At 72.7% G+C, this 14,998-nt stretch carries 10 protein-coding genes; 7 read left to right on the top strand and 3 right to left on the bottom strand.

The annotated features are described in order from the left end of the window. Positions 1-30: 30 nt before the first annotated feature. The gene (locus tag ACFRCG_RS17120; protein ID WP_380032267.1) at positions 31-237 is read right to left on the bottom strand and encodes an MbtH family protein; all 207 of its coding nucleotides are present in this window, start codon (positions 235-237) and stop codon (positions 31-33) included. A 331-nt stretch (positions 238-568) separates the two neighbouring features. On the opposite strand from ACFRCG_RS17120, the gene ACFRCG_RS17115 reads away from it, so the two are divergent. From ACFRCG_RS17115 to ACFRCG_RS17095, 5 genes are read left to right on the top strand one after another with little or no spacing between them, the layout of a single operon-like run. Further along, positions 569-1,624 carry a threonine aldolase family protein gene (locus tag ACFRCG_RS17115; RefSeq protein ID WP_380032265.1) on the top strand — a complete coding sequence of 352 codons (1,056 nt, stop codon included), beginning with the start codon at positions 569-571 and terminating at the stop codon, positions 1,622-1,624. Further along, positions 1,621-3,036 (top strand): condensation domain-containing protein, encoded by a 1,416-nt coding sequence (locus ACFRCG_RS17110; RefSeq protein WP_380032263.1) that lies wholly within the window; start codon positions 1,621-1,623, stop codon positions 3,034-3,036. Before ACFRCG_RS17115 ends, ACFRCG_RS17110 begins: the two co-directional genes overlap by 4 nt. Beyond that, a complete protein-coding gene (locus ACFRCG_RS17105) occupies positions 3,033-6,230 on the top strand; it encodes a phosphopantetheine-binding protein (RefSeq protein WP_380032261.1) in 3,198 nt (1,065 codons plus the stop codon). Before ACFRCG_RS17110 ends, ACFRCG_RS17105 begins: the two co-directional genes overlap by 4 nt. 13 nt (positions 6,231-6,243) lie before the next feature. Next, positions 6,244-9,390: an amino acid adenylation domain-containing protein gene (locus ACFRCG_RS17100; RefSeq protein ID WP_380032259.1), complete on the top strand. Its 3,147-nt coding sequence runs from the start codon at positions 6,244-6,246 to the stop codon at positions 9,388-9,390. After that, complete coding sequence (locus ACFRCG_RS17095) at positions 9,387-10,772, top strand: condensation domain-containing protein (protein WP_380032258.1); 1,386 nt, start codon at positions 9,387-9,389, stop codon at positions 10,770-10,772. Before ACFRCG_RS17100 ends, ACFRCG_RS17095 begins: the two co-directional genes overlap by 4 nt. Before the next feature lie 105 nt (positions 10,773-10,877). On the opposite strand, the gene ACFRCG_RS17090 is transcribed toward ACFRCG_RS17095, so the two are convergent. Continuing rightward, positions 10,878-11,309 (bottom strand): winged helix-turn-helix domain-containing protein, encoded by a 432-nt coding sequence (locus ACFRCG_RS17090; protein ID WP_380032256.1) that lies wholly within the window; start codon positions 11,307-11,309, stop codon positions 10,878-10,880. A 1,009-nt stretch (positions 11,310-12,318) separates the two neighbouring features. Further along, a complete protein-coding gene (locus ACFRCG_RS17085) occupies positions 12,319-12,837 on the bottom strand; it encodes an RICIN domain-containing protein (RefSeq protein ID WP_380032254.1) in 519 nt (172 codons plus the stop codon). Between the two features lie 696 nt (positions 12,838-13,533). Here ACFRCG_RS17085 and ACFRCG_RS17080 point away from each other — a divergent pair. Both ACFRCG_RS17080 and ACFRCG_RS17075 read left to right on the top strand, forming a co-directional pair. Continuing rightward, the gene (locus tag ACFRCG_RS17080; protein ID WP_380032252.1) at positions 13,534-14,292 is read left to right on the top strand and encodes a DUF4328 domain-containing protein; all 759 of its coding nucleotides are present in this window, start codon (positions 13,534-13,536) and stop codon (positions 14,290-14,292) included. Positions 14,293-14,539: 247 nt separating this feature from the next. Continuing rightward, complete coding sequence (locus ACFRCG_RS17075; RefSeq protein WP_380032251.1) at positions 14,540-14,938, top strand: LAETG motif-containing sortase-dependent surface protein; 399 nt, start codon at positions 14,540-14,542, stop codon at positions 14,936-14,938. Positions 14,939-14,998: the final 60 nt, after the last annotated feature.

Raw genomic sequence — 14,998 nt, 5'->3', positions numbered from 1 at the left:
TCCGGGCAGGCTCGCGGGTCGTACCGGGTTTCAGCCCGTCGCCAACCGCTCCCGAACACTGCGCGGTCGCATGTCGGTCCACACCCGCTCGATGTGGTCGAGGCATTCCCGCCGGGTGCCGGTGGTGCCCTCCGCGCGCCACCCGTCCGGCAGTGCGCGGTCGGCGAACCAGATGGAATATTGCTCCTCGTCGTTCACCACGACGTTGTAGACGCGGTCGTCCGCCTGCTCCTCCATCGAAGTCCCCTTGGTGTCGGGTGGGTTGTCGTCGGCTCCGATGCGCCGACGACGGGAATGAATTCCATCGCGCCCAGAATTACCCACCGGGACGGCATCCCGGAAGTGGCCGGGAAATACTCCGGAAAGGGCCGACGGGTTCCTGAAAGATAATCGGCGCCGTCGTCGATTCCGGCGCACGATGCCGGTTCGGGGCGACGCGTGCCCTCGTCCGGCGCCGCGTACCCGTGCCCCGCGTCCGTCGTGCCGGAACGAGAACGGGAAACGGGCACGAAGACGAGCACCGGCACGACGGTGACCACCGCCCCGGGCGACCCGAGGAGGCTTTCCGGTGAGCGATTCCGCACCCGTGGACCTGCGTTCGGACACGGTGACGGTACCGACCGAGCGGATGCGCGAGGCGATGGCCTCGGCACGGGTCGGCGACGACTTCTATGGCGAGGACCCCACCGTGCGCGCCCTCGAGGAGCGTGCCGCGGCGCTGACCGGCACCGAGGCGGCGCTCTTCGTGGTGAGCGGGACGATGGCCAATCTGGCCGCCGTGATGGCGCTGGTCCCACCCGGCCACGAGGTGCTCGCGGAGGCCGACTCCGACCTGGTGCGCTGGGAATCGCACTCCACCTCCGGCCTCGCCGGCGTACAACTCGCCCCGATCCACGGAATCCGGGGCGTCTTCGGCCCGGCGGACGTCGCCGATCCGCTCGCCCGCGACGACTGGCGGGCCCCGCGTACCGGCATGGTCGCGGTGGAGAACACCCACTGCGCGAGCGGCGGCGCGCTGTGGGACCTGGCCGACCTGCGCGAGTTGTCGACGGTCTGTCGCGCGGCGGGCGTCCCGCTGCACTGCGACGGCGCCCGCCTGTTCAACGCCTGTGTGGCCGGCGGGTATTCGGCCGCCGATGTCGGCGCCCTGTGCGACACCGTGACGTTCTCGCTGTACAAGGGCCTCGGCGCGCCGATGGGTTCGCTGCTGTGCTGCACCGCCGAGGTGCGTGTGCGCGCCGCCGAGATCCGGCGTCGGCTCGGCGCGACGCTGCGTCAGGTCGGCGTGGTGGCCGCGGCGGGCTCGATCGCGCTGGACGGGATCGACGACCTCGCCGCCGACCACCGACGCGCGGCCGAACTGGGGCGCGGCCTGCGCGAGGTGTTGCCCGCGTGGGCCGCCCCGGATCCGCCGCGCACCAACATCGTGACGATGCCGATCGGCCGCGCGGCGGCCCCGTTCGTGGCGGCGCTGGCCGAACACGGCGTCCTGGTCACCGAGGTGGTCCCGGGCCTGGTCCGGTTCGTCACCCACCGGGACGTCTCGGACGCGGGCGTGGAGCGGGCCGTGGCCGCCGCCGCCCACGCCGCGAGCACGCTGACCGAGGCGGTGGTGCCCGCGTGAGCACCTCAGAAGCCGCCCTCCCGCGCGCGCCGGCCCGCGCCCCCGCGGTGCCCGTCGCGGAGCGCCCCGCGCCGCTGTCCACCGCGCAGGCCCGGCTGTGGTTCGTGCACACCAGCCGACCGCCGACCGCCGAGTACAACCTGCAGGTGGCGCTGCTGCTGCGCGGGAAACCGGACCTCGACGCGCTCGTCGGCGCGATCCACCGTCTGGTGCGGCGACACGAACCGCTGCGTACCGTGGTCGAGCCGCGCCCGGACGGCCCGCCGGTCCAGCGCGTTCTGGCCGATCCGCCGGCCGTGGAGCATCGACCGGCCGCGCCCGGCGCCGACGCCATGGCCCGCGCCGTCGCGACCGCTTCCGGCGAACTCGCCCACGTCTTCGACCTGGAGCGCGAACCCCCGCTGCGGGTGCGAGTGGCCCCGCTCGACGACGCGGGCGACACCGTCGTGCTGGTACTGACCCTGCATCACCTCGCCTTCGACGGCTGGTCCACCGCGATCCTGCTGCACGAACTCGCCGAGGACTACCGCCGACGCGGCGAGCCCGCGTTGCCCGCGCCCGGGATCTCCTACAGCGACTACGCCTGGTGGGAGCGGCGCACCCTGGACCACGACCGGGAGGCGCTGTTGCGGTACTGGCGCGGTGCGCTCGAGGGTGTGCGGGAGTTGGAACTGCCCACCGACCGGCCGGGCCACGGGGTGGGCGGGCCGATGGGTACCGTGCGCCACGAGCTGTCCGCTTCGACCATGGAGCGGATCCGCGCGGTGGCCGCGCAGGCGGGCACGAGCACCTTCGCCGTCGCCCTTGCCGCGTGGTTCGCGGTGCTCGGCCGCTACGGCGGGCAGCGCGACTTCGTGGTCGGCATGCCGGTCGGCGGGCGGACGGATCTGGCTCTGGAGCCGTTGATCGGCTGCTTCGTCAACACGCTGTGCCTGCGGTCGGCGCCGCACCCGGGCGAGTCGTTCGTCGAGTCGGTGCGCCGTACCCATCTGACGCTGGCCGAGGCGATGGCCCATCAGGCTCTGCCCTTCGAGGAGTTGGTCCGCGCGCTGCGCCCGGATCGGCGGGCCGACCGTAATCCGCTCTTCCGCGCCTTCTGCTCCGGCGTGGATGCCCCACCCTCGTTCGAACTCGACGGGCTCGATTGCGAGTTCGTGGCTCCGGCCGGCACGTCGAGTCGATTCGACCTGAACGCCACGTTTGTGCTCGGCGGCCCCCGGCCGACCGTGCGACTCGACTACAGCAAGACCCTGTTCGACGACGCCACCGGAGCGGACCTGGCCCGGCGACTCGGCGTCTTCCTGGACTGGGCGGTGAGCCGGCCCGACCGCGCCGTGCGCGACGTGGCCTGGATGACGCCGGGTGAGCGGCGCCGGGTCCTGGAGACCCTGAACGGAGGCGATCTCGCATGACCGGCCCGAAGATCCCGGCACCGCAGGCCCGCCGCCGGGCACTGCGATCCGTGCTGCGCCGCATCGATGGCGAGGCGCGGGGACGGGAGTTCACCGAACCCCGTCCCGAGGGCGCCGACGTTCCGCTCACGCTGGACCAGGAGTGGCTGTACACGGCCGCGTCGGCCGTGCCGGACCTGGCCGGGATGGCGGTCACGGGCCGTCTGGAGACCGAGCACCGGCTCGACCGTGCCCGGCTGCGTGACGCGGTCGAGACGGTCGCGGCGGCAACTCCCGCGCTGGGACTGCTGGTCGAGGAGCGTGGCGGCACGCTCGTCCAGGTGCCGGGCTCGGGCGCGCGGGTGCGCTGGCACGACACGCCCGACGAGTCCGCGTGGTGCGCGCCCTTCGACCCCCGGCACGGTCCGCTGTGCCGGGCCGCGATCGGCTCGTCCGACGCCGGCTGCGCGCTGACGCTCGCCGTCGCGCGACATACGATCGACCGCGCGTCGATGGGGCTGCTCCTGGCCGCCGTCGCGGACGCCTACCGCGACGGCACGGTGCCGCCGGCGGGCGGGTTCGGCGTCGCGGATCACGCGTACTGGCACCGCCGTCGCTTCTCCCCCGAGCGCCTGGCCGAACTGCTGCCGACGGCGGCCGAGCGGCTGGGGCCGGCGCGGCCCTCGTTGTTGCCGTACGACCGGCCGCCCGTCGTCGGGCCGGCGTCCGCCGCCGGTGCCTCGCTGAGCCGCCGGGTGCCCGCGCCCGCCGAGCCCCGGGTGGCGCTGTTGGCCGCCGTCGGAGCGGCGCTGCGCGGATTCGGCGCCGCGTCGCCGCTGCGGCTCGGATTGCACGATCCCGGCCGGCACACTCCGCAGACCGCCGAACTGGTGGGCCGGCTCGGCACGGTCGGCGTATTGCCGTTGCGGATCGACGGCGGCGTGGACGCGGCGGCGCTGACCACGCGTGCCCGGGAGGCGATCGCGGCATGCGAGCGCGCGCCGTTGCCACTGGCCGCGCTCGCCGATCTGCGCCCGCAGACCTGGGAGGCCGAACCGCTGCTCCCGGTGGGTCTGGACACCGTTTCCCTGCCCGTGCCGCACCCGGGCGACGGCGCGGCCCGGATCCGGCTGCTGCCCTCGCCCGTCCCGATGTACGGCCTGGAGTTCGTGTTGGCGGTCGGCGGGGGTGAGTCCGAACTGCTCGCCGAATACGACCCCGACCTGTTCGACCCGACCACGATCGACGCGCTGACGACCCTGGTCGCCCACTTCCTGGACCCCACGGCACGTGGCATCCCGACGTCGCTCGCCGCGCCCCCGATTCCCCGCGAGCGTGCCCTCGGCGACAGCGGCCTCCTCACCGGCTGGACCGCCAGGCCGGCGGACGAGGTGCTGGTCACCGCACCGCGCGGCGAGCTGACGGGCGCGCGGGTCGTGGCGGCCGTACGCGCGATCCACACGGCGCTCACCGAAGCCGGCGCGCGCTACGGGGACACCGTCGTCATCGCCGCCGACGAATCCGCCGACAGCGCCGCCGCGCTGCTCGGCGCCCTCGCATTCGGGGCGGACGTACTGGTCCGCGACGCCGACGACCCGGCGGCCTGGTCGGACGCGGTGGCGACCGCCGCACACGCCCGGTTCGAACTGCTCCCGGACGGTACGGTCGACCACGTCGCGGAGCGGCCGGAGTCGGCGCCGTGCGCGCGGTCCGCCAAGACGTCGACGAGCGACGACGCCGACGACGCCGACGCCCCCCACGACCCGCCCGGCGCGCTCCTGGTCGGCCTGCGGGCCCGGCCGACGCCGCGCGTCCTGCGCATCCCGTCGAGCGCGCTGCTGCGCGCCGCCGATCGGCTCGCGGACGCCTTGGGAACGACCGCCTCGGACGTGTTCGCGCCCGACTTCGCCTGGGGTGGCGAGGACGCCGCGATCTGCGTACTCGCCGCCGCCCGCGCCGGCGCCACGCTGCTGCTGCCCGCCGGTGCCGAGCCGGCCGACGCGCGCTTCGACGCGCTGTCCGAGGCCGGCGCCACCATCGCCGAACTGCCTTTCTCGTTCGCCGAATCCGTCCCGGTGCACCTGCTGGAGCTGCGCGCCGCGTATCGCCGCCTCACCGAGCCCGCCTCGCCCGGTGAGGGGCGGGACGCCGCACCTCGGCGGCGCTGGTGGGCCCCCGCCGTCCCGGACGCCCTCCTGACCGGCCCGGACCCACACGCCTCGGCGTGTCCGACGCCGTACCACGTGCTCAACGACGACCTGCTGCCGGTTCCCGTCGGCGGCACCGGGACCCTGTGGGCGGCCGTCGACCCCGGCACCGGCTATCTCGACGAACCGGCGGCCTGCGCCGACGACTTCCGTCCCGATCCGGTCGGCGGCGGCGGTCGCATCGCGAACACCCGCGCGCTGGTCCGGGTCGGCGCCGACGGCACGCCGCGTCTGGTCCGCCCGCCCGACGACCGGGTCTGCGTACGCGGTCGCTCGATCCTGCTCGCGGACCTGGCCGCGACACTCGCCCAGGAGACCGGCCGGCCGGCGGTGGCGGGTGCGCAACCACTCGACTGGGGCCGGGCCGAGCATCCATACGCGGCGATCGGCGCACCCGGCGCCCGGACCCCGACGCCGGAGGACCTGCCCGATCGGCTGCGCCGCCTCCTGCCGGGCGCCGCCGTTCCCGAGACCGTGTTCGTCATCGAAAACACCGAGAACCCCGGAAACACCGAGGGCATCGAGAACACCGGGAATCCCGACAACACCGGTGGCACCGATGGCACCGACGACACCCCCCGCACCGCCCCGATCCACACCGCCGCCCTCGCCCGTGCCGCCCGAGCCGCCGCCGAACGTGCCGCCCGACTCGACGCGCGCCCGTACACGCCGCCCGCGACCGACACCGAGCGTGCCCTCGCACGGGACGTACTGGTACCGGTCCTGGGGGTGCCCCGGGTGGGCCGCGACGACAACTTCTTCGGACTGGGCGGCACCTCGCTTCAGTTGATCCAGGTCCTGGCCCGGGTACACGCGGCCCACGGCGTGGACGTCGCGTTGGCCGACGTGTTCGCGGCGCCCACGTTGCGCCGGCTCGCCGAATCGCTCGACCACGCACGCGCCGTCGAATCCCGGGACCTGGACACCATCGGCGAACTGCTCACCACCGTCGAAGACGCGCCCGACGACGCCCCGACCGACCCGACCGACCCGACCCGACTCTCGTGAGGTCACCGTGGCAATGGTCACCCCCGCGGACGAACCGCCCGTTCCCGACCGCATCCCCCTCTCCCCCGCCAGACAGGACATCCTCGTCGCGGCGGCACTCGACGGCTCGGTCCGCGGACTCGCCCGCCAGATCCGCCTCACCCTGGCCGATGCCACGACCGCCGACGTACACCGCGCCTGGGTGGAACTCATGGAACTACGACCTGAGTTGGCAGTCGGTGTCGACTGGTCACAGGCTCGCCCGACGCTTGTGCGCACCGGCGTCGCGCTGCCCTTCCGCCGCGCCCAGCACGCCCCGACCGCGCCCGACGGCGCGACGTACGAGGGCACTTCACCCGACCGCGCGAGCCACGAACGTGCGGCGACCACGGAGTTGCGGCGCGGGTTCCCGCCGGAGCTGGACACCGCGCTCGGCCGTCTCCTGTGGTCGGACGCGACCCGGGAGGCCGTGTTCACCTATCACCCGCTGCTCGTCGACGACTTGGGCGCGCACCTGCTCCTGAGCGACCTCGCGGCTCTGCTGCGCGGTGAACGACCGGTCGATCGGCCGACCGACTCCCCGGTTCGCCCCGATGCGACCGAGCGGGCCGAGGCGACCGAGTTCTGGCGGCGTTCGCTCGCGGACGTCGACGGTGCGACACCGCTGTTCCCCGAACCCGCCGCCCGTGCCGGTCGGGCGCCGGAGACGGTACGCGTCGCACTGTCGGCCCCCGCGACCGCCGCGGTCCGGGAGTTGGCCGCGACCGCCGACTCGTGCACGTTGCGCGTGGTCGCCGCCGCGTGGGCGTCCGTGGTGGCCAGGTTCCGCGGCGAACCGCTCGCGGTGATCGGCCTGTCCGTCGACACCCGGCCCCCCGCGCTGCGGGCGTGCCTGAGCCCCTTCGAGCGCACCCTGCCCACCCCCGTCCGACTGGACGACACCCCCGCCGCGGCGTGGATCGCCGCGCTGTCGCGGTGGATGGAACAGGCCCGCGCGTACGGCCGACTGCCGGGCGCGGTGCTGCACGAACTCTCCGGCGCGGAACGCGGCGTGCCGCTGTACGACTCGGTGGTCGACGCGCGCGACGACGCGGCCGTACCGGCGCCGGAGGCCGCGGGCCCACCTCTGGCCGTCGGTGTCGAGGACGACGGCGCGACGCTGACCCTGGTGGCCCGGTACGCCCCCGAGGTCGCCGACGCGGAGCGGGTCGAACGGCTGCTGCGCTGCACGGCGGCGGTGCTCACCGGGGCGGCGGCGGCTCCGGACACCCCCATGAGCCGGCTCCCCCTGGTCGACGCGGCCGAGGCGGCGGCGCTGAACGCGCACAACGACACGGCGGTGGACCACCCCCGCGACAGGTGCCTGCACCAGCACGTCGAGGACCAGGTGGACCGCACTCCGGGCCGCCCGGCCCTGGTTCACGAGGGGGTCTCGATGAGCTACGCCGAACTCGATCGCGCCGCGAACCGCCTCGCCCACCACCTGATCGACCTCGGTGTGCGACCCGACACCATCGTGGGTCTGTGCGCGGAGCCCGGGTTCGAGCTGAACGTCGCCATCCTGGCCATCCTCAAGGCGGGTGGGGCCTATGCCCCGCTGGATCCGTCCTTCCCGCCGGACCGGCTGCACTACCTGGCCCGGGACCTGGACTGCGAGGTGGTGCTCGCATCGCGCGGGTTCGTCGAACTCCTGCCGAGGCCACGCCACCTGGTGGTCCTGGACGAACCCGAGGCGTGGGCGGACCGCCCGGGTGACCGGCCGGACACCGGGGTGGCCTCGGACAACCTCGCCTACGTGATGTACACCTCCGGGTCCACGGGCCGTCCCAAGGGCGTGCTGGTGCAGCACGGCGGCGCGGTCAACTTCGTGTGGTGGATCGGGCGACTGTACGAACTGCGGCCGGAGGAAGCCGCGTTGCAGTGGACCGCGTACAGCTTCGACGCGGCCGTGTGGGAGTTGTTCTGGCCGCTGTTCGTCGGGGCCCGGGCGGTTCTCGCGCCGCCGAGGTCGCACCTGGACCTGGATCGTTTCACCGAGTTGATCCGTACCGAACGGGTCGCCACGTTGCACTTCGTCCCGGCGATGTTGCAGACCTTCCTCACCGCCGAGGACGCCGGCTCCTGCACGTCGCTGCGTTTCGTCTTCGCCAGCGGCGAGCCGATTCCACCCACCCTGGCCGAACGGTTCCATAAGACGCTCGACGCGGACCTGATCAATCTGTACGGCGTCACCGAGGTCTCCATCGACACGACGTTCCACGTGTTGCCCCGCGAGGTCGGGCTGCCGTTCGTGCCGTCGGGTCGGCCGATGAACAACGAGACGACCTACGTGCTGGACCGGCATCTGGAACCGGTGCCGTTCGGCGCGCGCGGAGAGGTGTACATCGGCGGGGAGAGTGTCACACGCGGCTACCACGGGCGTCCGGGCCTGACCGCCGACCGGTTCGTCCCGGACCCGTTCGCGGGCGGCGGGGCCCGGCTGTACCGCACCGGGGACGTGGCGACCCTGCTGCCGGACGGGAACCTGCACTTCCTGGGCCGCAGCGACGATCAGGTGAAGGTGCGCGGCATCCGGATCGAACCGCACGAGGTCGAGGCGGAGATCGCCGAGCATCCCGAGGTCCGGGAGTGCCTGGTGGTGCCGTGGGGCGACGGCAGCGAACGCAGCCTGGCGGCCTATGTCGTGCCGCGAGGCGACGATCTGGACGTGGCCGGGCTGCGGGCCTTCCTCGCCGAGCGGATGCCCGGCTACATGGTGCCGACCTCGATCGCGACGTTGTCCGCCTTCCCCCTCGGGCACACCGGCAAGATCGACCGCAAGGCGTTGCCCGCACCGCGCGGCGTGATCGACGAGCGGTTGACCGACGGGGTGGCACCGCGCACCGACACGGAACAGGAGGTCGCCCGGATCTGGCAGGAGGTGTTGCGTGTTCCGAGCGTCGGCGTGCTGGACGACTTCTTCGCCGTGGGCGGCAACTCGTTGCTCGCCACCCGGGTGATCGCCGCCGTGCGCGGCCGGTTCGGGGTACGGCTGCCGCTGCGCACGTGGTTGGAGTCCAGCGCCGTCGCGGACCTGGCCGCCGCGATCGACCGGTGCCGCGACGAGGAGGAGAGCGTGGCGGCGCTGGTCGCCGAGGTGGCCGGCCTGCCGGAGGACGAGGTGCGGGAGCCGGGACGATGAGCACGGATACCGGCGCGGAACTGCGGGCGCGGCTGAGGGCGTTGTCGCCGGCCAAGCGCGAACTGCTGGCCGCGCGGCTGGCCGAACGGGGGCTCCTGCACTACCTGGACGGCGGCCCGGAGCGGGTCGAGGGCGAGCCGGACGAGGTCACCGTCAAGCAGGAGGCGTTGTGGCGGGCCCATCGGGGCGGCGACGACGGCGACTTCCACCACGTCGGCGTGGTCTGCGGCTTCGCGCCGGACCGTACGCCCGAGGACGTCGCGCGGGCCGTGCGCGAGGCTGTCGCGCGACACGAGGCGTTGCGCTGCTCGTACCACCTGGACGGGCGAGGCGGTGTCCGGGTGCGTGGGCACGATGTCGACGACGTGTCGGTGGAGCACACCGTCGCGGCCTCGGACGATCGGGCGGGGGCCTGGCGCAGGGCCGGGGAGCTGGCCTTGCGGGATGGGAGGTTGGCGTTTCGGATGGATCGGCCGCCGGTGCGGTTCCGGGTGTTGGACGCGCGGCCGGCGGCGGTGCTGCTGAGCGTGGTGGCGCACGACATCGCGTGCGACCGGTACGGGCTGCGCACGGTCCTCCTGCCGCGGCTGTGCGGGATGCCGGTGTCGGGCCGCCTGCGCCCGCGCGACGTGGCGCACTGGCAGCGCCGCAGCCTGGAGTCGGGCGTGGTTCGTCAACAACTCGACCGCCGCGTCGTGCGGTTGGCTGCCGGTTCACCGCTCGACCTGCCCGACCTCGGCAACCGGAAAGGGGTACGGCTGCCGGTGCGGATCGACGCGGCGACGGCGCGCGGCCTCGACCGGCTCGCCCGGTCGAGCGGATCGAGCCTGTTCGCCGTGTTGTTGGCCGCCTGGGGGTCGGTGGTGGCCGAGGCCCACAACCGCGCGGACACGCTCGTGGGCTGCTGCACCTCGGGTCGCCACCGCCCGGAACTGGGCGGCGTGCTCGCCGACTTGGCCAATACGATGGTAGTGCGCGTCGCGGCCCGACCGCGGCCGGAGCAGGCCGATGCGCTCCGCGGGACCCGGGACGAGCTGACCGCCGCGCTGGGCGACGGCGACGCCCCCTTCGAGCGGGTCTTCGCCGCCCTCACCGGCCGCGACGCCGATGTGGAAGGGCCGGTCCGGGACGAGGACATCAGGGTGCGGTTGACCCTGGACGAGGAGGACGGGGCGGCGGAGTTGCCCGGTTGCCTCGGCGTCGAGGACGTGGACTTCGGCTACGCCAAGACGTCGCTGAGCCTGGAACTGGCCGTCGGGCCCGATGGCGGGTTGGCGGGTGCTCTCGCCCATCGACCGACGGACGTACCCCACGAGCGCGCGACGGAGTTGGCCGCCATGCTCCTCGCCCGGCTGGCGGCGCTGTCCCGGGTCGACGGTTGAGCGAAGTGCCGGCGGGCACGGGCGAGCGGGCCGGGCGCACGATCCCGCCCGGATCCGGTCACCCGCCCGCGACGCCTCCGCGTCTCCCGTGCCTCCCCCGGCGGCTCAGTGCCCGCCGGCGCCCGACCAGGCGAGGTCGTCTTCCCTCGGGTCGTGCAGGTCGAGCAGGTATCCGCGCCCCCACGCCGTGCGAATGGACAGGTGCAGGCAGCCGATTCGCCGACGAAGTCGCAGGATGCGCAGGTCCAGGGCATTGCGCCGCTGCGCACAATCGCCCGGCCACACCCGCCGGACCAGGCTCTCCCGGGACACCACCTCCTGGAACGACTCGACCAGGACGCGCATCAGATCCGCCTCCGCCGGGGACAGCGAGAGTCTGCGACCGCCGAAGCGCAGTACACCCTCACGATCGATGCAGGGCAACGCACCCGCCTGGGCCCTGGCCGCGAGCGCGGCCCGGCGCGCGCCGAAATCCGCTCGACTGATCGGCGGCCTGACCCAGTCCTCCAGGACGTTCAGGCCAGTGGGCGCCGACACCCCGTGCCCCTCCAGGACCAGCAGGCAGGGCAGTCCCCGTGACCTGCACACCGCGCGCTTTTCCGCCTCGGACGGCCACCGTAAAATTTTGACTTCCACGCGATCCTCATTCCAGAATGCTCATGGAAAATTCAGGCCCGCGAAGAATCGAGGTGCGCCCGCACCGCATTCACCGACAATTCATGGAGAGCCGTCGGCAAACCTTCCACCCACGTCGACGCGCCTGAACCCGGGCAGTTCCGCATATCGGACCGCAATTCGCAATCAACGAATACGCCCCACCTGTCGTGCGCCCGGCCCCACCACGCGAGCCTGCTGCTCGTATATGTCTCGTGTCGTTACGCTCCGCGCCCTCGACTCGGCCGGTACGACCAACTCACAGGCTACCGAGCCCAGTTCGCCGCCGAGGCCAACCGTTTTTCCTCGGCCCCGAGACACGGTCGCGACCCGGACCCGTCGTCCCGCCGGTCATGTCGTACGGCCGACGCCGTGTTACTCGTCGACTCTGAGCACAACCTGTCCCGATGCCATGATGCTAAACACAATTCGTTCGACGCAACCCTCCGCGACCGGATCGGAAGCCATTCCATTCAAAAATGCGCGACCGATCACACGGCGTCTTCCCTCGGGTTACTCTGCGATATCCCCGAAGCATCCGAACGAGCCGATACGGGCCGCTGCGTTAGGCCGGGCGCCACGCGGGTAGAGAGAACCGATTGCCCTCCGTCGGCCGCTGCCGGCGCCCCCGAATTCGAAACCGATTCGGCCGTCGCGTTCGCGCGCTCGGGGGCGGGTTTCGTGGGATGGCGGGACGCTCCGGCCGTGAACGGCACCGGCCCCGCCACGGTCGCCGGGTCGAAGGCGTCCGCATGGGAACCGGACGTCTCGTGTGGCGGGATGTGTGGCGGGGCCGGCCTCAGGCGGGTCCGACAGCGGATCGCGCCTGACCGAAACCGTGCTCCGTTACGACAGGTTGTGAAACGGAGCCGAACTTTTTACAGCCCTGGGCTCAGAAGCTACCGGCGGGCACGGTCCAGACCATGTTGCCGGTACGAGCGCAGGGTTCGATGTCGAGTCGGGCGCCGTTGGTCGCGTTGCCGTTGGGGACGTTGACGCAGAGGCTGGAGGCAGGGTTGTACAGGCGGTCGAAGTTGAGGCGACGCCACTCCTGATTGGCACCGCCGGTGCAGTCCCGAATGGCGAGTTGCGTCCCGGGCAGCAGATTGCCGCCGTCGAGACACTTGGCCTCGGCCACGATGGTGCCGTTGGCGATGGTCCATTGTTGTGCCGCGGAGCCGGGGCTGCAGGCGTCGAGTCGTACGGGGGTGCCGTCGATGTCGCCGGCACCGGCGACGTCCATGCACTTGCCGCTGACCCAGTGCACGATCGGACCGGTGCCGGCGAGCGGGGTGGCCCCGCCGTTCGGGCTCGATCCGACCGCGGAGGCCGTCGCGCCGGAAAGTACCAGGGCAGCGAAGGAGGTCGCGCAAACCGCTGCCGTGGTGACGAACTTGCTGGCTTTGCTCATTTCCGCCTCTTGGTGGTGGTTCGGTTCTCGGTACGGGCCGTCGCGGCGACCGAGGGCACCCCGTGGACGTTGTGCGGGTACACGATGTGGTCTTGCCCGTCCGGCGCGAACCGGGCCCGACCGAGCCGCGTCTCCCTCACCCACCGGCGGATGCCGTACACACGGAGCTTGCCTCCCTCGGGTTCGTTGACGACCTCTGGCACCGTAGGCGGATCCCGATCACCGTCACCAGGAGAGTTCAGGACAATCCCCACGCCACGGGAACCTCCCATATCACGGGAACCGCGACGCGATGCCTCCTTCGACCCGGAATGGGATCGATGGTCGACAGGTCGATGGGACAAGGCTGTTCATGATGTCGCGGCCGTACGTTCGAGATGCGGCTCACATCGACCGCGCGGACAAACCTCGTGACGTGGATCGATCAGCACGGGATGATGCCTCGGACGCCCCGCCGAACCCGTGCGGCCGACGCGGATCGGCGCCGGGACGTGACGCGGGCGGTCCGAACTCATCGACAGGAGAACCTGCTTCGTGCTGTGCCCGTTCTGTGGTGGACGACCCGTCGTTCCCGGACCCTGCGGTGCGTGCGGTGGGCGGGCGTACTCGGGTTTCCCCCCGAGTCCACCACACCCGTTCGCCTACCACCCGCCGCGGCCACGCCCGTTGCGCGGGCTCGCCGTCACGCTCTACGTCATGATGGGAATCTCCGCGCTGGCATCGGCGTCCGCGGTCGTCACCCTCGTCTACCGGGCGGGATTGTGGGACGACATCGCGCACGGCCGGCGCCCCGCTCGGGATCCGAACGAGTTCAACGACTCCCTCGCCCTGTTCTGGCGGCCCTACTCGTTCGTGCAAATCGCCCTGATGGTGGTGTTCCTGATCTGGTTCCATCGTGCGCGCCGCAACATCGACACCTACCCGGGGCAGGCGCGGCGAACACTGTCCTCCGGCTGGGCGATCGGCGGCTGGTTCTGCCCGGTGGTCAACCTGTGGTTCCCACCGCGGATCACGGTGGACGTGTGGCGGGCCAGTGACCCCCGCACACAGCACGGTGGCGCAATCACGCGGGGTGGCCTCGTTCTGGTGTGGGGTTGGTGGATCACCTTCGTCGCCGCGATGACGATCGCGCTGGGCGTGCGCTACCTCGGCCCCGATGCCGACCCCGAAATCTCCTCCCTCCTGGTCGACACCGTCGCCGACGCCGAGGCCGCCCGGACGGTGAGCCTGGTCAAGGCCGGCCTCTTCGTCGTGCAAATCGTCGCCACCGCTCTCGCGGTCGCCGTGATCGCACACATCACGACGCTGCAGAACAAACGCGAAGCGACATCGCCCGCGCCCCCGTTCGGCGTACCGGCTCCGACCTTCGCACCGTACGCCGTCGAACCCGCGACGGCAGGGGACCCCGTCCTCCCCGACGCCCCACACACACCGCCCCCACTCAGGCTTGGGTAACACCCGCGTCGCCGGGCTTGGCGGCTTCGGAAAAAACTTTGGTGGGAGTGGGAACCCCGGGGGTCGTCGGGCGTCTGGATGGCTGTCGCCGGATGGTGGCGGCCTCGGCTCCGTGTGTTCGTGGCACGGGGATCCGGGTGGGTGATGGTCCTTGAGGAGAATGGTGACTATTCGTTCGGCGCGTGTTTCGGGTTCCGTGGTCGGCTCCCCGCCGGGTGGTCGTCGAGGTCGGGTTCGGGTCGGTCGGGTGTTCGGGGCCGGGTTGTTGGCGGCGGCCTCCGCCGTGGTGTCGGCGCAGGGGGCGGCCGTGGCCGACGAGGGCGCGGCGCCTGGGTCGGCCGGGCGGGTGCCGCCGGCCACCGCCCCGCCGACCGCGGCGCCGCCGGCGACCAGGGCGCCGAACGCCGTACCGCCCAGCTCGTCGCCCCGCGGCGAGCGGTCGACCGTTGCCCCGACGCCGTCGGGCGCGGTCTCGGGTGGGCGCGAAGGTGTGCCGTCCACCGCGCCGACGACGGTGCCGCCTCGACTGGCGGAAACCGGGGGTGACGACAACACCGTCTGGTACATCGGCGGCGCGGGCGGCCTGCTGCTGCTCGGTGGCGGCGCCGTGCTCGCCGGCCGGCGGCGCGGGCGGACCGTGGCCTGATCGGCGCGGGAACCGGCCGGTGTAGCATGGCGCGGCGGGTTCCACGGAACCCGGCCGGGG

Source organism: Embleya sp. NPDC056575, from assembly GCF_042793325.1.
Lineage (GTDB): Bacteria > Actinomycetota > Actinomycetes > Streptomycetales > Streptomycetaceae > Embleya.
Note: the sequence above shows the minus strand (reverse complement) of the source record. Positions and strands in the feature narration are given on the sequence as shown.